Origin of the sequence: Acinetobacter sp. YH12064 (assembly GCF_013419735.1) — a bacterium.
GTDB lineage: Bacteria > Pseudomonadota > Gammaproteobacteria > Pseudomonadales > Moraxellaceae > Acinetobacter > Acinetobacter amyesii.
The window spans coordinates 50080-75978 of record NZ_VOZP01000010.1 but is presented as its reverse complement, the minus strand read 5'-3'; the positions used below and the strand labels follow the sequence as shown (position 1 = coordinate 75978).

Sequence of the window (25899 nt, the reverse complement as noted above, 5' to 3'; positions counted from 1 at the left end):
GTCAGCTTATTCATCTTGATCAATTAAATCTTCACTGCCATAAATAATTTTCTGAGCTGTTTCATCATACACAATAGGAAACCATTCATAATAAGCCGAAGGGATTCGTTCAACTCGAATACGTCCAATCACATAATTATGCCCACCCAATAAATCAACTGTGAATCGAGCTGGACGAGCGATAACTAGCTGTGAATTATGATCAATGACGAGCTCAGTTTTTCCCTGTTCTACAGCGGTGGTAAACCGTCCGTGAATAGGTGAGTCAAAAGCCATTCCTCGTGTGACTTTTCGCGTCCCCTGCTGACCATTGACCTCAAGCAAAAGACCTTCGCTCATTTGATACTTTGAGCTGACCACTAACTGCTGTTTAATCAAATTCTTACATTCCGCGTTGCAAGAATTTGTAATAGTCGCAATTTTTGAAGCGTGAAGTGATGAATCTGAATACAAAGCTACAGGCGTCGTACTACAGGCAGATAGCACCATACTTATCACAATAAAAGACTTCTTAAACATTGTTATCGCTCATCATTCAATTTCTTCATCCACTTTATGCCACAAGTAACTTCGTTTTTATTCTGTACAATTGGAAAATATAAATTTCTGCGCATCATTAAAACATCAAAGCTTGGTTCAAGAATGATTAACCCTTTGCCACACACCCCCAAAATCCTTATAATTGAGCACAATTTTTATCTAATTTTAAGTGGATGACCATGAGTCGCGCCATATCGCATATTGATACCTTCCAAGGCTTAATTCTTGCCTTACAAAACTACTGGGCTGAACAAGGCTGCGTCATTCTTCAACCTTACGATATGGAAATGGGTGCAGGTACTTTCCACACTGCAACTTTCCTACGTGCTTTAGGCCCTGAAACTTGGAACGCTGCTTATGTTCAGCCTTCTCGTCGTCCTAAAGATGGCCGTTATGGTGAGAACCCAAACCGCCTACAACACTACTACCAATTCCAAGTCGTGTTGAAACCAAACCCAGACAACATCCAACAGTTGTACTTAGATTCATTGAAAGCCATTGGTATTGATACCCTTGTTCACGACATTCGTTTCGTGGAAGACAACTGGGAATCTCCAACACTGGGTGCTTGGGGCTTAGGTTGGGAAGTTTGGTTAAACGGTATGGAAGTGACTCAGTTCACTTACTTCCAACAAGTCGGCGGTGTTGAGTGCTACCCTGTGACAGGTGAAATCACTTACGGTCTAGAACGTCTAGCAATGTACCTCCAAGGTGTAGACTCTGTTTACGATTTGGTTTGGACGAAAGGTCAGTTTGGTACAGTGACTTATGGCGACGTGTTCCACCAAAACGAAGTTGAACAATCAACCTATAACTTTGAATATGCCAACGTTGAAAAAATGTTTGAATTATTCGACTTCTATGAAGCTGAAGCGACTCGTTTAATGGAAGCTGAACTTCCACTGCCTGCCTATGAACAAGTAATTAAAGCATCGCATAGCTTTAACTTACTTGATGCACGTGGCGCAATTTCAGTAACTGAACGTCAACGTTATATTTTACGTGTACGTACATTGGCTCGTGCGATTGCCCAAAGTTATGTCGCTGCGCGTGCGAAGCTGGGCTTCCCGATGGCAGAACCTGCTTTACGTGATGAAGTATTAGCTCAGTTAAAAGCACAAGTTGAAGCGGAAGCAAAAGTAGAATCTAAGGAGAGCAAATAATGTCTAAACATACAGTATTGTTCGAATTAGGCTGCGAAGAACTTCCACCAAAAAGTTTAAAAAAATTACGTGATGCGCTACATGCAGAAACGTTAAAAGGCTTAAAAGACGCAGGTCTTGCATTTGATGCGATTGAAGCTTATGCAGCACCACGTCGCCTTGCACTTAAAATTGTGAATGTTGATGCAGCGCAAGCCGACACTCAAAAACGTTTCGACGGCCCTGCAAAACAAGCAGCGTTTGATGCCGAAGGCAAACCGACTAAAGCGCTTGAAGGCTTTATGCGCGGTCAAGGCATTACGGTTGATCAAGTTTCAACTTTCCAAGCAGGTAAAGTTGAAAAAGTGTGCTACTTAAAAGATGTAAAAGGTCAAAGCCTTGATGTGCTTTTACCGCAAATTTTACAACACGCTTTAGATAACCTACCTATCGCAAAACGCATGCGTTCTGCGGCAAGCCGTACTGAGTTTGTACGTCCTGTAAAATGGGTTGTGTTGTTGAAAGACAGTGATGTAATTGATGCAACCATTCAAGATCACCAAGCAGGCAACGTGACTTATGGTCACCGTTTCCATGCTCCTGAAGCAATTACACTTGCAAATGCCGATGCTTATCTTGATGTCCTTCGTACTGCAAAAGTGATTGCAAACTTTGAAGAGCGCCAAGCCATCATCGACCAACAAGTCAAAGCTTTGGCTGATGAAGTAAATGCCATTGCGATTGTCCCTGCGGACTTACGTGACGAAGTAACAGCATTGGTTGAATGGCCAGTTGCGCTTCGTGCTAGCTTTGAAGAACGCTTCCTTGCAGTGCCTCAAGAAGCACTCATCACCACGATGCAGGACAACCAAAAATATTTTTGCTTAGTGAATAGCGACAATAAGCTTCAACCTTACTTCATTACCGTTTCAAACATTGAGTCGAAAGATCCGTCTCAAATTATTGAAGGTAACGAAAAAGTTGTTCGTCCACGTTTGTCAGATGCTGAATTCTTCTTCTTACAAGACCAAAAGCAACCGCTTGCAACTCGTAAAGAGAAACTTGCAAACATGGTGTTCCAAGCTGAATTAGGCACCCTATGGAACAAGTCTGAACGTATCGCGACTTTGGCTGTTGCACTTTCTGCAATCACTGGTGCAAACCCAGCAGATGCTGAAAAAGCTGCACTCCTTGCAAAATGCGACTTAACCTCTGAGTTGGTGGGTGAATTCCCTGAGCTTCAAGGTATTGCCGGTACTTACTACGCACGTATTGAAGGCGAAAATGATGAAGTCGCTGAATCTTTAGGTGAACAATACTTACCTAAATTTGCAGGTGACGTTTTACCAAAAACCAAGACCGGTACAACGCTTGCGCTTGCTGACCGTTTAGATACATTGACAGGTATTTTTGGTATTGGTCAAGCGCCTACAGGTTCTAAAGACCCGTTTGCATTACGTCGTTCTGCCATTGGTATCTTGCGTCTTGTGACTGAAAATGATTTAGATGTTTCGATTGAAGATCTAATCAAACTTGCACTTGCTGCTTATGGCGATGTATTGAAAGATCACGATAAAACTTTAGCGGATGCTGTTGCATTCCTTGAAGGTCGTTACCGTGCGAAATATGAAGACCAAGGCGTAGCAGTTGATGTGATTCAAGCAGTTCAAGCACTTTCTCCAAAATCGCCACTTGATTTTGATAAACGTGTAAATGCGGTAAATCATTTCCGTGACTTACCTGAAGCTGCTGCACTTGCCGCTGCTAACAAGCGTGTTGCAAACATTCTTGCAAAAGAAGCTGCACCTGAAGGCGCTGTGGTTGAAGCGAACTTGGTTGAAGATGCTGAAAAAGCATTGTTCGCTGAACTTGCAAAAATCACACCTGTAGTTGAGCCATTATTTGCTGCGAAGGACTACACCGCTGCCCTTTCTGCACTTGCTGCACTTCGTGCGCCAGTCGATGCGTTCTTTGACGGTGTGATGGTGATGGCCGATGATGCTGACCTAAAAGCAAACCGTTTACGTATGCTTGCACAGCTTCGTGACTTGTTTACGAAAGTGGCTGATATTTCAGTGTTACAGCACTAAGTTTAAGTATTCATTAAAAACCCGCTTTAGAGCGGGTTTTTTTATGCCGTTTGAAATCTAGGTAGAATCCTGTTAGAAATAGCGGGATTTTTTGATAAGAACAATATATGAAAAGTATTACAGCTAATCATCCTTACCGCCCAGATCTCTATCTTTTTATCTTACATGCAGTACTGATGGCATGCAGCTTTTACCTTTGGAAGGTTTATCCATACATTCCAAACAAGCCAGATATGGGTGCTTTATTGTTTTTGATTATTTCTGTTTTGGGTGGATTTATTGGAATCATCATCGTTGCGGTGACTTTGCCCAGATTAGACCGCACTGTGCGTTACTTAACGCTTTCAAAATTTGTTTTAAGTTTGGTGTATTGGTTGTCGAGCACAACCATTTTCGTTTTATTTGGCAGTACTAAATTTATATTCAATAACCCCCTTGTGTTATTTGTCTTTGTTTTTCTATTTTTTAGCAGTCTGTATTTTTCAATAATTCGTGTTGCTGATATGCGTAAGAAAGATTGGCTCATTATCGGTGGAGTATTGGGTGGCCTTGTGTTGTTGTTCTTTTTGCCAAAACTTTAATCGCTAAATAAACCAGCTAAGGCTTCATTGTATATTTAGGATAACGTACTGATAATTCAATGAGACGGTTTGAAACATTAGATAAATCACCAAGCGAAATCACTTCTTAATACATCAATGTGAAAAAGATCTGGCATTGCACTCAATATCTCGTTTTAAATAAAGATGAATAAAAAATTACTTAGCTTTGGACTATTGATTCTATCTTTTTCTTCTGCAAATGCTGGAACGGAAATAACTCATTCCCAAATCAGCATTTCTTCACCCGATACCGTTGCAAGTTATGATTGCGCAGGACGCTCAGTGAATATTTCTGCTCCAGATAGCCGTATTACTCTAAAAGGCAGTTGCCCGATGATTACGGTTGCAGGTCCAAATACAATGGTCTATGTAGAATCAGTCAATAAAATCAATATTTATGGGCCGAATTCGAAAGTGTATTATCAAAAAAGCACCCATCCATCACGCCAAGTCAGCATCAATGCCGTTGGTCCAGGAAGTGCGGCCTATAAACGTTAAATATTAAGTGAATGAAGTTGAATTTAGGTTTAAGACTTAAATCTATAGCCAATAATTCACCAATTCCCTATACTCAATCCAACAACACTCAACAAGAATGAACCTTATGAAATTGAAAGCATTCCTTTTGACTGGTCTTGCGGGTATAACACTTTCTGCATGTACATCTGCACCAACGATTCCACAACTTGAAACAGGTGTATTACAAGAAGTTCAAAACATTGATGTCTACCCAGATACCACAGATAACAAAGCAAAACTGACTAAATTTGTAGATAAATGCGTGATTGAATTTACAGGCAATTTAGAAGAAGCAAAATCGGTTGAACAATGGTCATTTAAAGGCTTAACCCTTATTTCAGGTGGTACAGCAACCTTTGCCAAAGATGGTACAAGTTCAGCGCACAATTTTGATTTAAATGCGTCGGATGTACAAAAGAACTTCCTTGCATTACGCGGTCATTTTGCAAAAGATGCGCTTACACAATGTGAATAAATAATAAGAACCATATCTCCAAAATGGAGGTATGGTTTCATTTTTTCCTTGAATCTTGAACAATAATTCGTTCAAACCCATAATTTTTAATCATGAAAATCGTAACTAGCACCACACCACAGCAACGCGCAAAACACATATAAGCCACTGTATTTTCATAAAATTACAATACTACGTTAACTTAACCAAGTTTCCACACTTCAAACTTCCGCGTATCTGAGCTGTTATTGCATTGTGTGACTTATCGCACAAAACCACTTTTTGCTTTTTTTTACTCTTAAGATGTCCTCTGCTCCAAAAGCGCTAATGCTGAGTGCAACAGCAGCGTTCAATAAAAGAGGACAAATGCAAAGATGAAACCTTTATTTAAAACAACACTGATCACCGCAGCATTATTCGCAACCACTCCACTATTTGCGAACACCGCAGTAGAAGCCAATGCGAAAGTTGAAACACAGCAACCGTCTGTACTGCAAAATCTAAAACAAGACATTAATCAGTCTGCGCATACAGCGGGTGACAAAATTGAGAAAGGCGTCGATAAGACCAAAACCTTCACCCAAGAAAAATGGCAAGACACCAAAGAATTCAGTGCAGACAAAAAGCAAGATGCTAAAAATAAATGGGCTGACCTAAAACAGTCTAAAGATGAAAAATCAGATGCAGCGAAAGCCAAGATCGATGCCAAAGCTGAGCAAAATAAAGCTAAGCTTGATGAGCGTAAAGCACAGCTCGATGAAAAAGCTGCAAAAGACAAAGCAAAACTCGATGAACGTAAAAGCAATGTCGACAACAAAGTTGATCAAACCAAGAGCTATTTAGGTGAAAAAGCTCAGGAAGGTCGCCAATTTGCCAGTGAAAAATGGCAACAAACCAAAGCGAATTTCCAAAAAGGTCAAGAAGCCAATGTGAGTGGCAGTAGCAATGTACAGTTGCAAACGCCTGTCGCACAAGCTGAAGTCCATAGCTCACATGAAGCCAGCTTAGGTGCTCACAAATAAATAAACTGGCTTTCATACCCTCTCCTCCAGAGAGTTGGCTCACCCTTCGGTGGGCCTTTTTTTGCCTTAAGCCAAATACAAACGTGTACAAAGCTGTCATTTGCTGTATTGATTTTGCTACGGCAAGTTTTTTTCGCTGCAATTTTTCCTATAATGCGTTAAAACCATTCATCAGATAGAAAATCTATAAAATTCAGAGGTGAAGCTGTGAAGATTTCATTAAAAGCAACGTTATGCCTAAGCTTAATATTCACGACACCCATGCTTTGGGCACAAGATAACACAGCAGCGCAAAGTACTGAGCAACAAGCGAAAAAACCTGTGAGCCCTTATGGCGATAATCCAAATTTATTGCATGTGTGGGCCTATAAAGCCCAAGAAGGCGTGGTCGGTGCTGCTAAAAATATTGGTGAAATGACTGAACGCGGAATTTCTAAAATTAAGCCTTCGGTTGACCAAGCTTGGGACAATACGAAAACTGCTACTCAAAATACAGTGCAACAGGTTGATCAGGGCGCACAGCAAGCCACTCAAAACGTCAATGAAAAATTGAAACAAACCCGTGAAAATATTACAGGTAAAACTAGCCAACCTGCGCCCTTTAGCCAACAGTCGTTGAGTGAACCGTCTTCAGGCAATACAATCAATACGGCTCCGAGCAACAATGCGGGGCAAAATAACAATCAATATCCTCAAAGTAGCTATCCTTCGAGTTCAACGTCTACGACTTATCCAGTGACTGATTTATAATTTAACACTACATTTAAAAGCTCAACTTTGGTTGGGCTTTTTTAAAACAAAAATTAAATACTTTTGGTCTTTGACCTATGCCTATAAAAATAATGAATTAATGAGAAAAAATGCGAATTTTATTTGGTATCTTGCTTGGCATTCTGCTCTGCGTTGGCTCTGTGATTGGCTTACAACGTTTTCCACAATTGTTGAAAAGTTATCCACAGTTGCAAACTATTTTTCCCCAATTGTACGATTCATACCAATATAATCATGATGCTGAAGGTAAATTATTACAAACCTTAGAGATGCTAGATGACGAAGAATACAAATCGACTGAAGGCAATGAAGCGACACTGTATCAACTCGATGATCAATGCAAAATAAACCTCTATGTTTTTGGTGAATCCTATCAAAGCCTAACAAGTTATTATTTTCACAAAGGTCAGATTATACGTGCCTATGAAACATATCTGACCTATCCAAACGGTGGCTTTTACGCTGAACCCAATACCAAAGAGCCTTTTAAACTTGAAAAAAGTTATTTACAAATCATGATGCCAAACAATATCAAGACTGCACTTGAATTTGAGCAAATCAAAAAACATTTCAATGCTAAATTTTTGAAAAAATGCTAGAAGCTTCCTTTACATATTCTCTAAGATCTACCTAGCGAATAGGTGAATTTCATCAACTCAAATTTAGCTATTAAATTAAGCATTAAGGAGCAGGTTTGAGATATCGCCTACGTACAAACGATGCTGTACAGATTTGAATAAGCATCAACAGGCAAAATGGATAGTCAACCCAGACTGATAAACGATCAATATGCGCAACCTCTCCAAAGACGGAAAAATAGACCTGTCCCACAATAATAGGCACTACAACCAGCCATAGCCCCCAGTACCAATAGCGATTTAAAAAATCAATAAGCGCCAAGACGAAATGCGCAATAAAAAATACCGAAACCAGCACAACTTGTAAGGTCGGCATGAATTTATGAACTTCAAAATCAGGATTCTGGAATAAATAATTTTCACTGATATTTAGTACATAACTGTACCATGCCCAAGTAATGCATGCGGTAAAGAGAATCAGCATGCAAAAAATTCTTAAACTTTTTTTATTGGCAAGATCGACCTGCATAGACATCCCTATTTATATGGAGCATTGTTCAAAAATAATGTTCCTTAAACTCGATTTTAATTGACCTGCCGAATGACCATTCCCGCTTTAAAGGCTTCTACATTTTCCACCAATTGCTGCACAATGCGTTGTCGCGCATCGACGCTTCCCCATGCACTATGTGGGGTAATGATTAAATTTGGAATACTTGGGTCGAGCAGCACATTACCCTGCTTGGGTGGCTCAACTGTCAAGACATCGGTTGCTGCACCTGCAATCTTTCCTGATCTTAATGCCTCGGCTAATGCAGTTTCATTGACAACACCACCTCGTGCGCAATTGATCACAAAGGCCGATGCTTTCATTTGAGCCAAGCTTTCATGATTAAGTAAATCACGGGTCTCCTCTGTTAAAGGACAATGCAAACTGAGAAAATCGACCTGCGCTAACATCTCAGAAAATGCCACACGCTCAGCCGCCATGGGGCGATTCGGGAGCGCACCAATCATAATTTTCATGCCAAACGCTTTAGCCAAATGGGCCACGGCTTGCCCCAATTCGCCATAGCCGACAATCCCCAAAGTCTTACCAGCCAACTCAATAATTGGAAAATCCAGTAAGCAGAACTGATCCGCTTTTTGCCAATTTCCCTGTTGAACCGCCCGATCATACTGTCGAAAGGATGTCGCCAAGTTCAACATTAACATCAAGGTATGCTGTGCCACCGCAGCGGTGCCATAAGCTTGGCAATTACACACCACGATGCCTTGTTGCTGTGCGTGTACAAGGTCAACGTTATTGGTGCCAGTGGCAGAAATTAAGATCAGTTTTAATTGCGGATTGAGCTGCATGTGCTCAGCATTGATGTGTACTTTATTGCTGATAATCACATCAGCCTCTTGTATGCGCTGAGCAACCTCTGCAGCCGTTGTTACGGGATAGAGCGTCAAGTCATCAAACTGTGCTTCTAGTCCGCTAAAATCTAAGTCCTGTTTATCTAGAGACTGATAATCTAGAAATACCGCTTTCATGGCTGCTTCCCTTCTGGCCGATTATAAAAATTCGATTGTGGATGATTAAAACCTGTGATGCACCAAAGTACAATCGAACAACATATAAAAAACCCGCTATTTCGCGGGTTTATCGAGATGATGTTGCAGTGAATTTCGAATTTTGAGTATGACATAAATGGTCAGTATCGTAAGCAACAACATACTGCTGCTAAAAATCAGTATGCTTGAACTAACCCCCTGTGCATAGGCTGAACCCATGGTCAGCACTAAGATGAATAATACAGCAAGCATCTGTGTTGAATGCATACTGATACCCCTCATATTCCTTATGATGTTTTGGGCAGTATGATTGTTTTTTATACTGCCTTTCTCTCATCATAATCTCTTCCTACAAATTAGCAAGCTTTGGATTTTCAACCCAATGTCGAGCTTAAATTTGTTCGGGTTGCACCACGAACTGACAAGATGCATCGGCATTTTCCACAAAGAAGACTTGACCAAATTCATCACTACTCAAACGCAGTTCCTTATAGTTCAGCGTGTAATAGCCCACATATTTCTGCATTAAAATCGGATGCATACCAGTCGCAAGCTCATCTTGAGCTAAGACCAATTTCATTACCTGACGGTCATTCATCACCACCATGTAACGCTCATCTTGGACTTGTACGTATACCAGGCCTGTGCCCTTCGGCTGCAAAGGAATCAAAAACTTGTGATTCAGCGCAATTACACCAGCTGCATAGCTTTCAATTTTTTGGCTAATCACATTAAACACTAAACCATGTTCAAACTGGTCGAGTAGCAGGCTACGATTTTCCTGTGGTAAAAAGGTCGTGATTCCTAACTTTTGTAGATCTTGCTCACTGACTTGTTTGTTATTAAACAATACCCGTAATAAGGTTTGTTTTTGTTTGGCATCAAAAAATTGAGGGTCAAGCTGAAACGAATTGCTTTTTAAAATTTCACCCAAGGCATCTCGATGGCGTGTCAGTAAATTTTCGATGACTTTTCGATAGTAGAATTTACTGTTTTTCTTAACCCGACGCATTTTTTGATAAAAATACGGCGCATCAAAAGGATGTCTCAAGAAATCATTTAACAGTTCTGAACTCGCCAATACCGCAATGGCATCATGCCCTGTAAACGGCAGATGCAACACATGCACATGCGGAATTAAGGCCTGTAGTTTTTCAAAATGCGCGCGATCTTCTGGACAATAAGGATCATACACCACGATATATTCACGTGTAGTCGATACGTCTTCAGCAAGTACCCGCATATTGGCATGCAGATTAGGTTGAAAGAACATGCCATAGCGTGTATCGACAATGTCATCAGGGTCTATTGAGTACTGCGGCACCATACTGACCACGCGCTGAAAACCAAATAAATTGGCATACTTAATGGCTGCATAGCCACCCATGGAACCACCATAGGCAATACGCAGATCAAATTGTTCAAGGATCGGCTTGATGGCTTGATACATCGGTTGCATTGACGATACTGGAAACCACGATTTTTGTTTCGGCATCACACCGATCACATTAAAATCATATTTTTGCAAAGACTTCTCAGCATTAATGCTCAAACCCTTGGCACGGGTAATCAAATCACCGAAGGAGAAAATAAGCTCACGAGAACTACCGGGCTGAAAAATGACACGAATTTGATCATCTTCAAAAATGATGTGCTTTTCCATTGTACTTTGCTCCAGTCCTTGTTGCGTCACGCTTTTCCTTCCTTGTTGCATTCAAAGTTTATCTTGTTCCGAATATGCTATTTTATAGAGGCCATACAGATTAAAAAGTGCAGAATATGACACATTCAATACATCCTGCCGCACAACAAGGCTTTAGCTCTGCAGCTGAACTCTATCAACAAGCCCGCCCTGACTACCCGATTGAAATCAGTGCATGGCTACAACAACATTTAGCTTTAGCCCCTCAAGCCCATCTGGTGGACTTAGGCTCAGGTACAGGCAAATTTCTCGAGTATATTCGCCCACTCAGTGAAAATATCACCGCGATCGAACCTGTGCATGAAATGCTGCAACAATTGCATAAAAAACATCCGCATATTGCAACTTTAGCTGCCCAAAGTGATCAGATTCCACTGCATGATCATTCTGTAGCAGCGGTATTTTGTGCCCAATCATTTCATTGGTTTGCCACCCCTGAAACCCTCAATGAAATCAGTCGTATCTTGGTTCCCAATGGTGATCTTGTTTTGATTTGGAACCAGCGTGATATCCAAGTCAATTGGGTCAAACAACTCGCTGATGTCTTGAGTGAACTCGAAGGTGACACACCACGTTATCATAGTGGGCAATGGCAAAAAGTGTTTGAACAGCAGCAAACATTTAAATTAATTGCCGAAACCACCTTTCAACAATTGCATCATGGTACAGTGGAACACGTGGTTTCCAAACGATTATTGTCCACCAGTTTTATTGCAGCGTTAAACACGGATGAACAACAAAAACTGAAACAACAATTTGAAAATATCGTGGCTGAATCAACCCTAAAGACTGCACAGGATTTCATTGATTTTCCGTATATCACGCATGTCTATATCTTTAGAAAAACACATTAGGACACGATTATGCTCATGCCAATCTCTTTTAAAAAATTCAGTGTCGTCTTCTTGATGGGTACGGTGCTAGGACTCACTGCATGTGAAAAATCAACAAAAACAGTGGAACAAAATAGTGAAATCAGTTCCGATGATCAAATCATGAAAGAGCTGAGTAGTGATCCTATTAAAAACTTTGCCAAGACCCCAGATGATCTACACGACCTCACGCTTCTGACGCAATATGACGAGAGCTTTAGTCAAATTAGCGATGAGATGGAAGATGAGCTGATGAAACTGCGTGAGGAAGGCAAACTCACTGATGAATTTGCTACACAGCGTAAGCGTGACAACATCCAGTCAGCACTGAATATGCTCAAAGAACTCGAAATGAAAACTGAACAAGGCCGTTACATTCAAGGCTTGATGTACCAGTACTGGGACAATCAATCACAAATTTATCGTGAGAAAAATCAAACAGCCGATGGTGAGTTGAAAAATCCTAGTGATAGTGTCAAAGGTCTCGGTCAGTTTATTCATGCTCAAGAACAATTGGGACATTGGCAAGAACAATATCCTGAACTACAAAAAACTCGACAACCCTAATCATCCACCCTGTTGCAATCTATGCACCCAAATTCAACATGGATGAATGAGAAGGTAACACGAGCTAAAAGACACAACATAAACTCAACTTCAAGGGCACATCTATGCCCTTGAAGTGATTGCTCAATCTTGATTTTCGCTATGGTCGTTCAGCATATTGTGGTAAATCATCATGAATACTGTCCCATTCTGCTTTTGAGCTGACGAATATATGGCAGACTGGTACTTGCTGTATGGGTGTATCCAGTGTTCCTATACGTAAGCGATAGTAATCCGGGGTATCGGTTTTAATACTCATAATTGGTGAACCACATTCCCCACAAAAACAACGCTGTGTGGTTGGTGAAGATTGAAACTTTTTCAATACCTGTTCACCCGACACAATTTTGAAATCTGCTTTGGCTATTGGAGCATTGGTCGCAAATGCCGTACCATTGGCTTTTCTGCACCGAGAACAATGGCATTGCATGATCTCACCGATCGGACCATTGATCTCATAACAAACCGCTCCACACAAGCAGCTTCCGGTATATTGTTCTTGTACGCGCATAGTGGTCTTTCTTAGAAGAATTTCATCTCAAAATATCACAACTCCTCAGCAAGATTGTGACAATTTGAAGCGCTTAGCTCTGCAAAGAAACCAGATAGTTTTGAACCCCTTCACCCGCTGCTCGACCGGTCGCAAGGCATGCTGTCAGTAAATAGCCTCCAGTAGGCGCATCCCAATCCAACATTTCACCGCAAGCAAATACTGCAGGATTGCTCTTCAATTGTAACCCATCATTTAGGACTGAACGCTTCACACCACCTGCGCAGCTAATCGCCTCATCTATCGGGCGAAATCCATCAAGGTGAATATCTAAATGTTTAATTTTCGCAGCAAGTAAGGCAGGTTCATGCCACAAAGATTTATCCACCAGTTCACGGACCAGCGCAGCTTTCGCCGCATCTAAACCGGCTTTACGCCAAACATTGGTTAAAGACTGCTTCTTCGAAGGCTGTAGTTTCTTTGCCAATTGCTCAACACTTTGATCTGGCAATAAGTCCAAAGTTAGCTGCATGGGCTGAGCAGATTTCACCTGTTGACGCAGTGCTCGACCTTGTTTGTAGATCAATCCACTTTCCAGTCCATAGTGTGAAATGATGATATCGCCTTGGGTCGGCTCGGCTTGATCGACCCATGCATTGACCCGCTTTAAAGGCTGTCCAAAAACGGGTTGCATGAACTTCGACCAAACACGTTCCACACCAGCATTACTGGCCTGAAAAGCTTCAATGCTCTCAGGCTGTAGCCATTTTTGCCATGCGCCATCACTGCCTAAACGTGACCAAGACACAGCCCCACACGCCATAATAATCGCATCAAAGCCAAGCGCTTGATTTGATCCATCAACAAGGTTTTGAATTGTCAGCTGATTGGACTGTAAGTCCAAAACTTGATGTCGATAATGAAACTGTACCCCGTCTAGACTAAGACGTTTTAACCATGAACGCAGCAAAGGCGCAGCTTTCATTTCAATAGGAAAGACCCGACCCGATGAACCAATATAGGTTTCAATGCCCAACCCCTTCATCCATTGTTGAATCCATGCTGCATCCCACTGCTTAACCCATGGACTCAGCCATTCCACTTGATCATAGCGCTGCACAAATTGTTCAACGGGTTCTGCATGCGAAATATTCAGCCCCGTCTTGCCAGCCATTAAAAATTTACGGGCTGCCGATGGTTTTTGCTCATAAACATGAATGTCATAGTCAAATTGGCTAAGCACTTCCGCCGCCATCAATCCCGCAGGACCTGCCCCAATGATTGCAATACGCTGAGTCATGCCCAATTATTCCGCAGATGCTTCGGTGGGTTGCTTACCTTGTAGCGGCTGAAAATCATCAAAACGTGTGGTGTAATCTACAGGCTTGGTAATGATTAACTGCTGACAGAGTTCACCACGTTCTAGATATTTAATCTCAAAGTGTGTACGTGCTGAAGTCTCTGCAATGCGTTCTTTGACAAAAGGTAGCTTCCAAACATCAATTAACTGCTGCTGCGCTTCCTCAATATATTCAGGAATATTACTGGCCAAGGTAATCTGACCACCCGGCTGCAAACGCGACAATAGAAATTCAAAAAACGGCATATTTAACCAGCGCTGTGCAGGATTATGCGGTTCAGGGTTGGGATACAGAATAAAGAATTGCTGTACTTGCGCAGGATGTAAGGCATGTACAACCCAAGGAATTGCATCTGCATGAACAGGGCTAAGATTTTGCTGCCCTTCAATTTGATGCTGTTTTTGCATCGCAACAAATTTTTCACGGGTACGCTCTACTGCGATCAGCTGAAATTCAGGATGTTGTGCAGTGAATAGTAAGGCGTGTTTTCCTTTGCCTGCACCAATTTCCACACAAATTGGAGTTGGCTGAATGGACTGAAAATCACGGGGAGCATGCATACGCTGCGCTTGAAATTGACGAATAGGCATAAACAGATCAAACTAAACAGAACGGCATAAGTCTAACAACTGCGACTGTATTTGCCTAATTGAATCATCCGTTTTTGCTGGAGTTAAGCATGCCAACCACCATGAACTGCCCTCGCTGTGGCAAACTCACCACATGGGAAGACAATGAATACCGCCCATTCTGCTCAGATCGTTGTAAATTGATTGATCTCGGTGCATGGGCCAATGATGAATATCGTCTGCCGACACAAGATGCACCTCAGGCTGATGGTGGCCGTGAGGAAGATCAGTTCTAAATACGTTTAGCTCAGATTTAAATATAAAAAAGTTCCAATAAAAAAGGTCTAACCAAGTAGACCTTTTTTTATTTTACCCCATCAAGTTAAAGCGTATTGCTTAACCAGCTTTACCCGCAACAAAAGGATTGTGCTGCTTTTCATAGCCAATGGTACTCATTGGCCCATGCCCAGAAATAAACTGGGTGTCATCCGGCAAGCTAAAACATTCACGCTGAATGGAGTCGAGTAATTGTTGATGGTTACCGCGTGGAAAATCTGTCCGGCCTATCGAGCCTTTAAATAACACATCACCCGTCCAAAGCACGGCATATTTTGCGTTATAGAACATGACATGACCCGGTGTATGCCCCGGTGCAAAACGCACTTCAAACTCTTCTGCACCCAGCTTCAAGGTTTCGCCGCCTTCCAACCATTGAGTCACATGGACATTTTCAGGGATCGGGAAACCATATTTCGCAGAAACTTCCTGAATCATGTCCAACCAAAATGCATCTTCTTTATGCGGGCCAATCACCGGAACATTCCATGCTTGGGTTAATGCCCCAACCGCACCCGCATGGTCTAAATGGCCATGCGTCAACCACAAGGCTTTGACCGTTAAACCAAGCGCTTCAACTTCAGCTTTTAATTTTTCAGGCTCTCCCCCTGCATCAATCAAGACCGCTTCTTTCGACTCAGAGTCCCAAACAATGGAACAGTTTTGTTGAAATGCCGTGACGGGTACGATTTTAACTTGCAACATAGGGCGAAAACCTCAAGGCGATGAATGGGCTAATGTTTGCTTTAAGGCATCAAGATTAGCTTGAAGTAATAAATTGAGCAATGCGACATGATCATCCCGCGCGTTTAATGCGGGAATATAGCCATATTCACCACCGCCTGCAGCTTGGAAAGTTTCAGCATTTTGCAGCGCCAACTCTTCTAGCGTTTCCAAACAATCCGCTGAAAATGCAGGGCTCATAACCTGTACCGATTTCACGCCTTGTTTGCCCCACGCTTCCAAAGTGGCATCGGTATAAGGTTTCACCCATTCTTGCTTACCAAAGCGCGATTGGAAACTGATTTCATATTGATCTTCATTTAAACCCAAAGCTTGTGCGACCAAGTGCCCTGTTACACGGCAACGGTCAGCATAGGGATCACCCTTGTCGGCATAAGGCTGTGGAATACCGTGGAATGACATCAATAATTTATCTGGCACACCATGTTTAGCTTGATAATCACGCACACTTTGCGCTAATGCTTGAATAAATAGCGGGTGCTGATAGTAGTCACGAATAATGCTCAAACCCGGCAAATTGCGTTGCTGCGGAATCCATTGTGCGATCGCATCATATAGCGGTGCAGTCGATGTTGCTGAATACTGTGGAAACAACGGAAATAATAGAATATGGTCTTGAGGCTGCTCAGCCAATTGCGCTAAAGCGGCAGAAATCCCCGGATTACCATAAGTCATGGCCGGAATCACATTCAGTTCAAATTCTGGATATTTTGCTGTGAGATGCTGTTTTACTGCGGCGACTTGCTCAAATAAAATTTCACGCATGGGCGAATCATTACCCCAAACCATGTCATAAGCATGTGCAACACGTTTAGGGCGAAATGGCAAAATAAACAAACGTAGAATGATTTGCCAAATCGGTTTCGGGATTTCAATCACCCGCTGATCCGACAAAAACTGTTGCAGAAAACGACGCACTGCGGGCACAGTTGGCGCATCAGGCGTACCTAGATTCGCCAGAATAATGGTGACTTTAGCTTTCTCGACAGGCAACATTACGCTTTTTCCATCAATTTGAATGACGCTAATGTAGCAGCTTTTAATCCATTTAATAAAATAGATTAATATGCAGATTTAAATTGAAAAACTCGATCATTATCAAGCAAATTACTTTCTAGTAATTTTTGACCTTTACTGGTCACTTGCCACAACATCCGCTGACGATCATCTCGGCCATTGGGCACAATCCAGTCATTCTGCCGCATCTGGCTTTTAATGCTGTGTAAAGCACGAATATTCACTTGTGCCCGCGCAACCGCATGAGCACGTGGCATCTCAATACGTGCATCATCCAAACCTGTTTCATTCAAAAACTCATTCATTCGTTTAGAGAAGAATTCTTCAGGGGTTGGATTAACAAAGGTTGCGCCTAAAATCGACAAGAGCTGCGCCCACGTCATTTTCTTCTGTACTTTTAATTCTTTGAAATTACCATCTTGATAAGCGTGCATGCGGTATTCAAATGAAAATAGTTCATGCATCGACACTTTTGGTAAAGATAAGAACGGATCAACTTCGCGTTTTCCCGACTCTGTTTCGAGTTGAACTAACTGGGCTTTTAAACGATCAATTTCATCATGTAAAGCTTGAGTATTCTGTGGTCGCACCCAACCTGTAACAGGATAGCGTTCTAGCATTTGTGGCATGTTCAATCGAACTGCCATTTCTAAATCACGCAAACTACGATAGGTAAAAACTTGATCGACTTCATTTTGTAATAGTTTTCTAAATTCTTTAAATTTTTCACGAAGTTCAGGTTTAGCATCATGTAACGCATCATCACGTGAATCTGGATCATCATGCATAAACACAATGACAGGTTTTTGCTTGGTCACCGCATAGATGTATTCAAGGTGCATATAGCCCACACCAGACACAGACTGCTCACCGTATTGACTACCCAATAAAATCATCACATAGTCACAATCGTCAATTTGACGACGTGCAAAAGCAGTGCTCAATGGTGTACGTTGTTCTAGCCCCCATGAGAAAAACCCCATTCCTACAAGCGTCTGAGCCAAAATGATCCGTTCTGGCTGCATTTCGCTACCAGATGTGGAAATGAATACTTGATAACGCTTATCGAGCATTAGTGATCCTCTCCCGCTGCATAACGCACTCAGCATCGAATTGATCTTAGCTGGAAAATGCGACATGACTACCCCAATAAAAAACTAATTTTTTCATTTAACGTTGTCCAAAATGACTGATTTAGTCTTCTGAACTTATAAGTCCGATGTTGGCAATGTTCCAAGAAATATCATCTTGAATCAGGCGCGCCACAACCGGTTTTAAATTTTCCGCATTATTGCCACTGACATAGCATTCTATACGCAAACAATTTTCTCGTTTCTGATCAAATAATAACTCATTTTTAATCAAAATTCGGGCTGTTTGTCGTGCAACTGCAAAACCTGAGTCAATTAATGTCAGCTTCTGACCAAAAATATACTGAATTGCCGATTTTAGAAAGGGGTAATGTGTACATCCAAGCACTAAAAAATCTGCACCTTGATTTACAACTGGCTGTAAAACATCAGTTAATGTGTTAAGACAAGCCTCACTCATCTGCGCACCTGCTTCTACAAAGGGTACTAATTCCAAACTGGTAACAGTCAGAACATTGACCCCTGCCGGCTCAGCAAAACGATGCATCACATCTTTAATCAACTTTCCACGAAATGTCGCAGGTGTTGCAAGAACAGCCACTGTTTTACTTTTTGTTTGCAGAACGGCAGGCTTTAACGCAGGAACTAAACCAATAATGGGGAAGTTCTCCCCATAATGTTCACGCAAATAATCCAAACTAAAAGCAGATGCCGTGTTACATGCCACGACAGCAACTTTACAGCCTTGGCGGTATAACCACTCTATGGCATGTGCAGTCAATTCACGTATATTTTGATCATCACGTGGCCCATAGGGTACATGTGCAGTATCGGCATAATACACAATACGTTCATTCGGCAAATAGCGCGCAATTTCCAAGGCCACAGATAAGCCACCAATCCCCGAATCAAATAAACCGATCGGTGCATCTGCGCCAGCTTTCGGCATGGGTACATCCAGTGGGTAAATGGGGTGAATGGCGGTCATAGGGTCACTTATATATTGTTCAGAATGACAAGGTGGAAAGCTTAAACCTCAGGTGCCTAATTGCAAGCGCAAATCACCACTTTGTAACACTAAAATGGATTCACCTTTTTCATTTTCAAGCAGTTCACCCATCTCAACCAAATGAAAGAATGCGGCACGCTGGATAAGTGCATTAATTCCAAAACGTACATGTACATAAGGGCGCAATTCACCTTGATATTCACGCATAAAAATCGGATGTTCCTGATCAACAATAATCAGGTCTTGGGTGGTTGTGGTGAATTGAATATAGTTTTTAGCGTCTATCTCAACTTGATCCACCTGATTGACAAATAAAGGCTCATCTTCCACCTGTATTTCAATTTGCTCGACTGGGGTCTTTAAATAGAACTTGCTGTCTTCTTTCCATAGTACTGTCGAGAACAAGTCAATAAGCGCTTGGCGTTTGATCAATTGACCATCGTGCCACCATTCCCCATTGGCTAAAACCTTCAGATCCATTGCACCACAATGCTTTGGATGCCATTGATCCAATGGTGGGATTGACCTTTTGTGACCGGACTGTCCATCTTTTAAGTATTGTGCAATGTTCATTAAATTTCTATCATCCCTATTAATGACTTTTTTCGTCGGGTTTTCGTTCAATTGCTGCTTCATCCGCCTAATAAATACCTTAGTGACGGAAAAATAATATGATTCAGCCAATTGGCTAGAACTCGGTTTAAAACTATACTAGCCCACAATATCAAAGACACGATAGAAAAATTGTGTCTGGGCATTAAGAACACTCATGGCAGCACCATTTAAATGAATTGAATGGATGCCACCTTCCGAAATATGAGGAGTCCTACATGGAACACATCGAACGTGAATCGATGGAGTTTGACGTAGTTATCGTCGGTGCAGGTCCTGCCGGCCTATCTGCTGCGATTAAAATTCGTCAACTTGCAATTGAAAATAACCTAAACGATCTGTCCGTTTGTGTCGTGGAAAAGGGCTCCGAAGTAGGTGCGCATATTCTATCGGGTGCTGTGCTTGAACCCCGCGCAATGAATGAATTGTTCCCAGACTGGAAAGAACAAGGTGCGCCTTTAAATGTGCCTGTCACTGAAGACAAAACCTATTTCTTATTGTCTGATGAAAAATCACAAGAAGCACCGCATTGGATGGTGCCTAAAACCATGCATAACGATGGCAACTATGTTATTTCGTTAGGTAACGTTGTTCGTTGGTTGGGTGCTAAAGCTGAAGAATTAGAAGTGTCTATTTTCCCAGGCTTTGCAGCATCTGAAATTCTTTACCATGAAGATGGGACTGTGAAAGGTATTCAGACTGGCGACATGGGTATTGGTAAAGATGGCGAACCAACGCACAACTTTACCCCTGGCTATGAACTTCATGCGAAATACACATTATTTGCTGAAGGCTGTCGTGGTCATTTAGGTAAACGTTTAATCCAAAAATTCAACTTGGATAAAGATGCCGATCCACAACATTACGGTATTGGTATTAAAGAACTTTGGGAAATCGACCCTGCTAAACACAAGCCAGGTTTGGTGATGCACGGTGCAGGTTGGCCTTTAAGTGAAACAGGTTCTTCAGGCGGTTGGTGGTTATACCACGCTGAAAACAACCAAGTGACGTTGGGTATGATCGTTGACTTATCATATACCAATCCACACATGTATCCATTTATGGAAATGCAGCGTTGGAAAACACATCCACTGATCAAGCAATATCTTGAAGGTGGTAAACGTATTTCTTATGGCGCACGTGCGGTTGTAAAAGGTGGCTTCAACTCTCTACCTAAATTTACATTCCCAGGCGGTAGCTTAATTGGTGATGACGCAGGTTTCCTAAACTTTGCAAAAATCAAAGGCTCTCATACAGCAATGAAATCAGGCATGCTGTGCGGTGAAGCTGTATTTGAAGCGATTGCTGCGGGTGTGGAAAAAGGTGGTGACCTTGCCATTGCACGTGTGACTGAAGGTGAAGACTTCTTCGCTAAAGAGTTAACTGCGTACACAGACAAGTTCAACAACAGTTGGTTGAAAGAAGAGTTATATAACTCTCGTAACTTTGGCCCTGCTATGCATAAGTTTGGTCAATGGATGGGTGGTGCGTTCAACTTTGTTGATCAAAACATCTTTAAAGTGCCATTTACACTACATGACTTACAGCCAGATTTCAGTGCTTTAAAAACTGTCGATGCTGCGAACTTCAAACCGAATTATCCAAAACCAGATGGTAAAATTACATTTGACCGTTTGTCTTCAGTATTCGTATCGAATACCGTTCATGAAGAAAACCAGCCTGCTCACTTGAAACTGACAGATGCTTCTATACCTGTAAATGTGAACTTACCAAAATGGGATGAGCCTGCTCAGCGCTACTGCCCTGCTGGTGTTTATGAAATTATGGAAGAAAACGACGGTTCTAAGCGTTTCCAAATTAACGCGGCAAACTGTGTTCACTGTAAGACGTGTGATATTAAAGATCCATCTCAAAACATTACTTGGGTAACACCTGAGGGTGGTGGTGGTCCTAATTATCCTAATATGTAATCTCTTTTGAGATTGAAATAAACCCGCTTAATGCGGGTTTATTCTCAGTTAAAATAATTTATTCAAAGTTAGAATTCGTCAAATTTGAATAGTTAAATTATAAATAATATTTGAGTACCAAAAATTCATAATCTAATAATAAATATTCTAATTCTAGCTTCTACTCCATAAGAATATGCTTATTCCAATGCATACTCCTCTGCATTTAATATTTGATTCTTATCGATTTTAAATCGATTTGAAATAATTATTTTTGATTTAGTCATTCCACCAAAAACGACTTCACAACTTAAATTTGTTTTTATTCTATTCCTAAAATCTTCAATATTTTTAACACAATGCTCACTATTAGCATCATCTTCCGGACATATTTTCAACAAAAAATCCGATTGAAAAGTATTCTTCTTTCTTTTTTCATCTTTTACTTTTAAATACGCATAAGGTTTGAACTCATTCAACTTGTCACACTCAATACGTGCAAAGTCGAATTGTTCTTTTATCAAAACTTCTTTTAATGAAACTGAACTTATTAAATTTCCTGTAACTGCTAATGCAGGTTTTTCTTCTGAACCGATAATACTATAGCTTAATTTAAGAGAAGGATTAACAGTAATTTTTCTATCTAAGCTTTGATGATTAGCATTTTGGCAACCCAAAATAAATACAACAAAACCCAAAATGTATTTTTTTTTCATTTTATTTTCTTCAATTGAGTGAACATCATATCTTCAGCAGACTGGCCCATAAATATTTTTTCTTTCATCATTTCCTTAAATTCAGCATGACTATATTTTGTAGAATAAAAAACATTTGCTCTCTCTCTGGGTTTATCCCTCCACTGCCCTCCTGAATCTGCAACAGCATCGTTACTATCATACGACTTTGGCTCGCATGTTACACTTATCCAATAATTACAATTAGGTGAAGGCTCTCTAAAATAGATTCGAGCTCTTACTGGAGTTAATGCACTATATGATAATAAAGTTCCAACAGGATCAATTGTTATCAGTAAATTAACTTTGCATATCTTTTTTTTGCCTAGTTCAGCTGCGAGTCCAGCTGCGTTCCATCCACCTAAACTATGTCCAATAATATTTACCTGAGTATTCGGGTTTTTTTCTAAGAATTTCTTAATATTGTCAAATGCATGTAATTTTTTCCCTCCAGCTTTCATGCCAGTATATGCTTCCTCATACCCGTAATATTCAATCGTCGCATTTTTAAATTTCTTCTTTTGTGATAAATCAAACTCATCAAAATATTCACCAACAAATCTATTAGGTCCTAAGCCTCTACCTCCTATATTAATAGGCAGATCGTTAGGAGCAAAAGAGTACTTATCAGATGCTCCACCAATAAATGCGGTATAACTATGTGTATATACCACCAGCTGAACAGGAACTACAGGTGGTGTAGGGTTTACATTTCCCATAGTTGTCCTAACTAAGTCAGCATAGGCTTGTTCTTCTAATCCCATCACATCACCACATGTATTTTATATTGTTTATTTAATTCTTCAGTTTCTAACCTAACAAGACCGGATTTATCTAATTTTCCACGTTCAACTTCTTTGTCTGTTTCATCGTAAATAATATATTCCGTACCTGAAGCAAGTTTCTTTCCTTGATGATCCATCACATCAAACCATACGCCATATTTTTGCTTTTCTTTTTCAGGCAAAAATGGAAGCGGCTTATTTACTTTTGCACCCTGTTTAAAATTATGCTGCCCTGCCTTCACTTCAAACTTACCGCTAGTTGTCGGTAATACACCCGCACTACTAATTTCAATCTGACTACCACCAGCAGTTAGCACGATTTTTTTGCTCGCTTTGATTTCAACTTTATCTTCCGTAGAAATAATTTGAATACCTTTTCGGGCAATCAGATCTGCCCCATCTCCTTGGGCTTGGATTTCAACTTTGCCTTTGCCTGCATACGCGCGTAAACCTTCTTGTGCTGCAAATAGACTGATCTTGCTTTGTGCATGGGCAATTAAAGATTTTTGACTGCTGAGATTGATGCTATCGCCCGCACTTTGGCTGATCTGCCCATCCGCTGAAAGATGAATATCTTCCTGACTACTCACAGCAATGGAGTTTGGTGCAGATAAAATCATTAAGGCTTGTTTAAAGGCATCGGCTTTTTCTTTACTGCCTTTTTCGATTTGTCCAAGGAAGTTTTTCAGATTATCTAAGACTTCAAGTGGATCAGTTTGCTGGTTTTTCGCCACTTCACTTAAGGCTTTACTGCTGTTTAAGTTGGCTTCGATTTGTTCTTTCGCCGCTTGTGCGTCGAGGTGCATTGCTGCTGCTTGTTGTTGTGGGTGTGTGCTGACAAGTAGCCCCTGTCCTGCACGTACTGCGCCCCATTGGTCTGTTCTCAGTTCAAAGCCTTCACCTCGCCCTGCACTTTCTGCGGTTTCTTTGGGATGACTGAGGTTCCCTAGGTTGAGCTGAGTGGCACCATGGGTACTTTGTAATTGTGTCGATATTTGTCCAGTCGTGTCATCAAAGCGTAGTTGTCCAAAGCCTTCACCTTGGACTTCCTTACTTTTTATTCCAGCCAGTTTTTTGGTGTCTGGCAGTTTACCTTTACTATCAAATTGGGTCGGACTGCGCTGTGCTTCATGTATGCGCCCCACCACAAATGGTCGGTCGATATTGCCGTCAAAGAAATCGATGACCACGATTTCATTAATGCGCGGTAAGAATCGTGCACCATAGCCTTCACCGGCCCATGGGGTAAGCACATCTACCCATGCAGAATCCGTATCATTGTCATTACTGCCTGCACCGCCATCATGGCTGTGGTCATCTCCACGGGTAAATAAAAAGCGGACTTTGATACGCCCCCATTCATCGACATGTATTTCTTCACCACTTGGCCCGACAACTTTAGCCCGTTGCGGATGGGTGCTTGGACGGTGTTCGAGTGGGTTATATTCAGGAACCGTCGCAATATTGCGGCGTTGTAATGTGAGCTGATTGGCCTGACGCTCGGCCTGTTCATGGATGGGTTTAATATTCCACTGGCTCTGTTCAATCAGTTGATTGACTTGTTCAGAGAGATCTTTGGGTAAGTTATTTTGGTTATAAAATTTCTTTTCTGTGATTAAAAATTGTTTGTCTGCACCACTGTGTTGATCGATTTCTGGGTGTTCATTCAATTCAAACCAATAACCCACTTGTGTATCACGCACAGTCGATTGTGCATTAAATTTTTTCGATTGTAGCTCGTGATAGCGCGTTAGGTTTTGATTCAGTTTTTCAATCTGACTGTTTGATGAAGCGGTAGCTTGGTCTTCGCCTTTTAAGTCTTGCATCCATGCAGGGCTGATATGCCATGCTTGTTCCAAACTTAAACTGGCATTGTCTTGGCTTTGGCTATGCTGATGTTTGCTTTGAACTGAGCCTGCGCCTTCTTCTTGGCTCAGTCCATCGGCTTGCCAGCGCTGTACATGGACCGCAGTCGGCTGAATGCTACGTTCACCGATCAAGCTGATGATGCTGTCTTGCAGTGGCGCTAGAGCGATGAAAGCGGATACTACGACGGCTGAGCGCTTGATATTGGCTATTGTCATCAATCAGACGAAGTTTTTGTTTTTCAATTGGCGCTGAAGAATGCGGCACTTTCAGCTGCGCTTCATCGATGAGCCAGTTGATACGCTCACTACGCCAAAGTCGGGTTAAAAAGTCATAATCGCTTTCATTCGACTGCATAATGAAAGGTCGGACATCATAGTTCTGACTTAAACCGCTTAGATCAAGCGTTAGACTGGCAGCAAAAAGCGGACTTTTGCTTTGCCATTCTTTAAAGAGAGTTTCACTGACATCACGCACCGATTTGTTCATAAACACACGGCTGTTGCGGCGCTTATGCCACAGCGATGTTGCATCTTCTAAAGTGAGTTTATATAGGGTGAGTGAACCGTCACTCTGCCCTTGGGTGGCTTCGGTGATGATACCGGTGGTGCGGAAGAGTTCGCCCTGATCGGTTACTTGATCAACGGCGACCTGTGCGCCAATAAATTGTTTTAGCGGAATAAGGGCATTAGTAGATAGGCAAATCAAAGTCGCTTGCAGGCCTTGGTTTAAGACATGCTCCCCATCAATACGTTGAATAAAAAGCTCATCATTCAACGCAGGGTTGGAAAATTGCACATGAATGGCACGTTTTTGGGCGGATAAGCCTAATTTTTCAAGTATAAGAGCAATCGAATTTAACATTTTAAAAGTCTGTTTTTTAAACTTTGTATAATTATGCTGCGAATGATATAGGC

27 protein-coding genes and 1 pseudogene are annotated in these 25899 nt (G+C 41.5%); 12 read left to right on the top strand and 16 right to left on the bottom strand.

Annotated features, from left to right (window positions below):
- Nucleotides 1–6: 6 nt before the first annotated feature.
- Nucleotides 7–519: a hypothetical protein gene (locus tag FTU13_RS10895; RefSeq protein ID WP_078192784.1), complete on the bottom strand. Its 513-nt coding sequence runs from the start codon at nt 517–519 to the stop codon at nt 7–9.
- Nucleotides 520–719: 200 nt separating this feature from the next.
- On the opposite strand from FTU13_RS10895, the gene glyQ reads away from it, so the two are divergent.
- The 8 genes from glyQ to FTU13_RS10855 all read left to right on the top strand — a co-directional run bounded on the left by glyQ (nt 720) and on the right by FTU13_RS10855 (nt 7739).
- A complete protein-coding gene (gene glyQ, locus FTU13_RS10890; RefSeq protein ID WP_067666981.1) occupies nt 720–1703 on the top strand; it encodes a glycine--tRNA ligase subunit alpha in 984 nt (327 codons plus the stop codon).
- Nucleotides 1703–3772 (top strand): glycine--tRNA ligase subunit beta, encoded by a 2070-nt coding sequence (glyS, locus tag FTU13_RS10885; RefSeq protein WP_180128284.1) that lies wholly within the window; start codon nt 1703–1705, stop codon nt 3770–3772. Before glyQ ends, glyS begins: the two co-directional genes overlap by 1 nt.
- Before the next feature lie 107 nt (nt 3773–3879).
- Nucleotides 3880–4353 carry a hypothetical protein gene (locus FTU13_RS10880; RefSeq protein WP_180128282.1) on the top strand — a complete coding sequence of 158 codons (474 nt, stop codon included), beginning with the start codon at nt 3880–3882 and terminating at the stop codon, nt 4351–4353.
- 303 nt (nt 4354–4656) lie between these two features.
- Nucleotides 4657–4872, top strand: a complete 216-nt coding sequence (locus FTU13_RS17650) for a DUF3060 domain-containing protein (RefSeq protein ID WP_180128280.1) — start codon at nt 4657–4659, stop codon at nt 4870–4872.
- 106 nt (nt 4873–4978) lie between these two features.
- Nucleotides 4979–5368, top strand: coding sequence for a hypothetical protein (locus tag FTU13_RS10870; protein ID WP_180121973.1), 390 nt, complete (start codon nt 4979–4981; stop codon nt 5366–5368).
- 353 nt (nt 5369–5721) lie between these two features.
- On the top strand, nt 5722–6369 hold the full coding sequence (locus FTU13_RS10865) for a hypothetical protein (RefSeq protein WP_180026632.1): 648 nt from the start codon (nt 5722–5724) through the stop codon (nt 6367–6369).
- A gap of 261 nt (nt 6370–6630) precedes the next feature.
- On the top strand, nt 6631–7119 hold the full coding sequence (locus FTU13_RS10860; RefSeq protein ID WP_180128378.1) for a hypothetical protein: 489 nt from the start codon (nt 6631–6633) through the stop codon (nt 7117–7119).
- 110 nt (nt 7120–7229) lie between these two features.
- Entirely contained in the window at nt 7230–7739 is a 510-nt protein-coding gene (locus tag FTU13_RS10855) for a hypothetical protein (protein ID WP_180128278.1), read from the top strand.
- Nucleotides 7740–7821: 82 nt separating this feature from the next.
- Here FTU13_RS10855 and FTU13_RS10850 read toward each other — a convergent pair whose 3' ends face one another.
- The 4 genes from FTU13_RS10850 to FTU13_RS10835 form a co-directional block, all read right to left on the bottom strand.
- Nucleotides 7822–8202: a hypothetical protein gene (locus FTU13_RS10850; RefSeq protein WP_180115917.1), complete on the bottom strand. Its 381-nt coding sequence runs from the start codon at nt 8200–8202 to the stop codon at nt 7822–7824.
- Between the two features lie 101 nt (nt 8203–8303).
- Nucleotides 8304–9257: a 2-hydroxyacid dehydrogenase gene (locus tag FTU13_RS10845; protein WP_180128276.1), complete on the bottom strand. Its 954-nt coding sequence runs from the start codon at nt 9255–9257 to the stop codon at nt 8304–8306.
- A 96-nt stretch (nt 9258–9353) separates the two neighbouring features.
- Nucleotides 9354–9545, bottom strand: coding sequence for a hypothetical protein (locus tag FTU13_RS10840; RefSeq protein ID WP_078189765.1), 192 nt, complete (start codon nt 9543–9545; stop codon nt 9354–9356).
- A gap of 124 nt (nt 9546–9669) precedes the next feature.
- Nucleotides 9670–10941 carry an alpha/beta fold hydrolase gene (locus FTU13_RS10835; RefSeq protein ID WP_180128376.1) on the bottom strand — a complete coding sequence of 424 codons (1272 nt, stop codon included), beginning with the start codon at nt 10939–10941 and terminating at the stop codon, nt 9670–9672.
- 116 nt (nt 10942–11057) lie between these two features.
- On the opposite strand from FTU13_RS10835, the gene FTU13_RS10830 reads away from it, so the two are divergent.
- Nucleotides 11058–11834, top strand: coding sequence for a class I SAM-dependent methyltransferase (locus tag FTU13_RS10830; RefSeq protein WP_180128274.1), 777 nt, complete (start codon nt 11058–11060; stop codon nt 11832–11834).
- Between the two features lie 15 nt (nt 11835–11849).
- Nucleotides 11850–12419 (top strand): hypothetical protein, encoded by a 570-nt coding sequence (locus tag FTU13_RS10825; RefSeq protein WP_180128374.1) that lies wholly within the window; start codon nt 11850–11852, stop codon nt 12417–12419.
- 139 nt (nt 12420–12558) lie between these two features.
- Here FTU13_RS10825 and FTU13_RS10820 read toward each other — a convergent pair whose 3' ends face one another.
- From FTU13_RS10820 to FTU13_RS10810, 3 genes are all read right to left on the bottom strand, one after another.
- Entirely contained in the window at nt 12559–12969 is a 411-nt protein-coding gene (locus FTU13_RS10820) for a GFA family protein (protein WP_180063780.1), read from the bottom strand.
- A 73-nt stretch (nt 12970–13042) separates the two neighbouring features.
- On the bottom strand, nt 13043–14248 hold the full coding sequence (locus FTU13_RS10815; protein ID WP_180128272.1) for a TIGR03862 family flavoprotein: 1206 nt from the start codon (nt 14246–14248) through the stop codon (nt 13043–13045).
- A 6-nt stretch (nt 14249–14254) separates the two neighbouring features.
- Nucleotides 14255–14905 (bottom strand): SAM-dependent methyltransferase, encoded by a 651-nt coding sequence (locus tag FTU13_RS10810; protein WP_180128373.1) that lies wholly within the window; start codon nt 14903–14905, stop codon nt 14255–14257.
- 83 nt (nt 14906–14988) lie between these two features.
- Between FTU13_RS10810 and FTU13_RS10805 the strand changes: the two genes are divergently transcribed.
- Nucleotides 14989–15174: a DNA gyrase inhibitor YacG gene (locus tag FTU13_RS10805; protein WP_067764029.1), complete on the top strand. Its 186-nt coding sequence runs from the start codon at nt 14989–14991 to the stop codon at nt 15172–15174.
- A 100-nt stretch (nt 15175–15274) separates the two neighbouring features.
- Here FTU13_RS10805 and FTU13_RS10800 read toward each other — a convergent pair whose 3' ends face one another.
- The 5 genes from FTU13_RS10800 to FTU13_RS10780 all read right to left on the bottom strand — a co-directional run bounded on the left by FTU13_RS10800 (nt 15275) and on the right by FTU13_RS10780 (nt 19711).
- Nucleotides 15275–15919 (bottom strand): MBL fold metallo-hydrolase, encoded by a 645-nt coding sequence (locus FTU13_RS10800; protein ID WP_078189772.1) that lies wholly within the window; start codon nt 15917–15919, stop codon nt 15275–15277.
- Nucleotides 15920–15931: 12 nt separating this feature from the next.
- Nucleotides 15932–16954: a ferrochelatase gene (gene hemH, locus FTU13_RS10795; protein ID WP_180128270.1), complete on the bottom strand. Its 1023-nt coding sequence runs from the start codon at nt 16952–16954 to the stop codon at nt 15932–15934.
- 65 nt (nt 16955–17019) lie between these two features.
- Nucleotides 17020–18048, bottom strand: a complete 1029-nt coding sequence (locus tag FTU13_RS10790) for a DUF4062 domain-containing protein (RefSeq protein ID WP_067764038.1) — start codon at nt 18046–18048, stop codon at nt 17020–17022.
- A gap of 121 nt (nt 18049–18169) precedes the next feature.
- Nucleotides 18170–19054, bottom strand: a complete 885-nt coding sequence (gene murI, locus FTU13_RS10785; RefSeq protein ID WP_180024507.1) for a glutamate racemase — start codon at nt 19052–19054, stop codon at nt 18170–18172.
- A 48-nt stretch (nt 19055–19102) separates the two neighbouring features.
- On the bottom strand, nt 19103–19711 hold the full coding sequence (locus FTU13_RS10780) for a DUF1285 domain-containing protein (protein WP_180128268.1): 609 nt from the start codon (nt 19709–19711) through the stop codon (nt 19103–19105).
- A gap of 194 nt (nt 19712–19905) precedes the next feature.
- Here FTU13_RS10780 and FTU13_RS10775 point away from each other — a divergent pair, with 194 nt between their 5' ends.
- On the top strand, nt 19906–21618 hold the full coding sequence (locus FTU13_RS10775) for an electron transfer flavoprotein-ubiquinone oxidoreductase (protein ID WP_180108802.1): 1713 nt from the start codon (nt 19906–19908) through the stop codon (nt 21616–21618).
- Nucleotides 21619–21797: 179 nt separating this feature from the next.
- Here FTU13_RS10775 and FTU13_RS10770 read toward each other — a convergent pair whose 3' ends face one another.
- From FTU13_RS10770 to FTU13_RS10760, 3 genes and pseudogenes are all read right to left on the bottom strand, one after another.
- The gene (locus FTU13_RS10770; protein ID WP_078192806.1) at nt 21798–22313 is read right to left on the bottom strand and encodes a hypothetical protein; all 516 of its coding nucleotides are present in this window, start codon (nt 22311–22313) and stop codon (nt 21798–21800) included.
- Complete coding sequence (locus tag FTU13_RS10765; protein ID WP_180128266.1) at nt 22310–23095, bottom strand: triacylglycerol lipase; 786 nt, start codon at nt 23093–23095, stop codon at nt 22310–22312. Before FTU13_RS10765 ends, FTU13_RS10770 begins: the two co-directional genes overlap by 4 nt.
- Nucleotides 23095–25846, bottom strand: a pseudogene (locus FTU13_RS10760) (type VI secretion system Vgr family protein). Before FTU13_RS10760 ends, FTU13_RS10765 begins: the two are co-directional and overlap by 1 nt.
- Nucleotides 25847–25899: the final 53 nt, after the last annotated feature.

Coding starts and splice junctions, on each gene's coding strand:
- FTU13_RS10800 (WP_078189772.1), bottom strand. CDS start 15,919: ATGTTGCAAGTTAAAATCGTACCCGTCACGGCATTTCAACAAAACTGT.
- FTU13_RS10865 (WP_180026632.1), top strand. CDS start 5,722: ATGAAACCTTTATTTAAAACAACACTGATCACCGCAGCATTATTCGCA.
- FTU13_RS10840 (WP_078189765.1), bottom strand. CDS start 9,545: ATGCATTCAACACAGATGCTTGCTGTATTATTCATCTTAGTGCTGACC.
- FTU13_RS10825 (WP_180128374.1), top strand. CDS start 11,850: ATGCCAATCTCTTTTAAAAAATTCAGTGTCGTCTTCTTGATGGGTACG.
- FTU13_RS10895 (WP_078192784.1), bottom strand. CDS start 519: ATGTTTAAGAAGTCTTTTATTGTGATAAGTATGGTGCTATCTGCCTGT.
- glyQ (WP_067666981.1), top strand. CDS start 720: ATGAGTCGCGCCATATCGCATATTGATACCTTCCAAGGCTTAATTCTT.
- FTU13_RS10770 (WP_078192806.1), bottom strand. CDS start 22,313: ATGAAAAAAAAATACATTTTGGGTTTTGTTGTATTTATTTTGGGTTGC.
- FTU13_RS10860 (WP_180128378.1), top strand. CDS start 6,631: ATGCTTTGGGCACAAGATAACACAGCAGCGCAAAGTACTGAGCAACAA.
- glyS (WP_180128284.1), top strand. CDS start 1,703: ATGTCTAAACATACAGTATTGTTCGAATTAGGCTGCGAAGAACTTCCA.
- murI (WP_180024507.1), bottom strand. CDS start 19,054: ATGACCGCCATTCACCCCATTTACCCACTGGATGTACCCATGCCGAAA.
- FTU13_RS10830 (WP_180128274.1), top strand. CDS start 11,058: ATGACACATTCAATACATCCTGCCGCACAACAAGGCTTTAGCTCTGCA.
- FTU13_RS10780 (WP_180128268.1), bottom strand. CDS start 19,711: ATGAAGCAGCAATTGAACGAAAACCCGACGAAAAAAGTCATTAATAGG.
- FTU13_RS10775 (WP_180108802.1), top strand. CDS start 19,906: ATGGAACACATCGAACGTGAATCGATGGAGTTTGACGTAGTTATCGTC.
- FTU13_RS10850 (WP_180115917.1), bottom strand. CDS start 8,202: ATGCTGATTCTCTTTACCGCATGCATTACTTGGGCATGGTACAGTTAT.
- FTU13_RS10790 (WP_067764038.1), bottom strand. CDS start 18,048: ATGCTCGATAAGCGTTATCAAGTATTCATTTCCACATCTGGTAGCGAA.
- FTU13_RS10880 (WP_180128282.1), top strand. CDS start 3,880: ATGAAAAGTATTACAGCTAATCATCCTTACCGCCCAGATCTCTATCTT.
- FTU13_RS10815 (WP_180128272.1), bottom strand. CDS start 14,248: ATGACTCAGCGTATTGCAATCATTGGGGCAGGTCCTGCGGGATTGATG.
- FTU13_RS10855 (WP_180128278.1), top strand. CDS start 7,230: ATGCGAATTTTATTTGGTATCTTGCTTGGCATTCTGCTCTGCGTTGGC.
- FTU13_RS10820 (WP_180063780.1), bottom strand. CDS start 12,969: ATGCGCGTACAAGAACAATATACCGGAAGCTGCTTGTGTGGAGCGGTT.
- FTU13_RS10765 (WP_180128266.1), bottom strand. CDS start 23,095: ATGGGATTAGAAGAACAAGCCTATGCTGACTTAGTTAGGACAACTATG.
- FTU13_RS10870 (WP_180121973.1), top strand. CDS start 4,979: ATGAAATTGAAAGCATTCCTTTTGACTGGTCTTGCGGGTATAACACTT.
- FTU13_RS10845 (WP_180128276.1), bottom strand. CDS start 9,257: ATGAAAGCGGTATTTCTAGATTATCAGTCTCTAGATAAACAGGACTTA.
- FTU13_RS10805 (WP_067764029.1), top strand. CDS start 14,989: ATGCCAACCACCATGAACTGCCCTCGCTGTGGCAAACTCACCACATGG.
- hemH (WP_180128270.1), bottom strand. CDS start 16,954: ATGTTGCCTGTCGAGAAAGCTAAAGTCACCATTATTCTGGCGAATCTA.
- FTU13_RS10835 (WP_180128376.1), bottom strand. CDS start 10,941: ATGGAAAAGCACATCATTTTTGAAGATGATCAAATTCGTGTCATTTTT.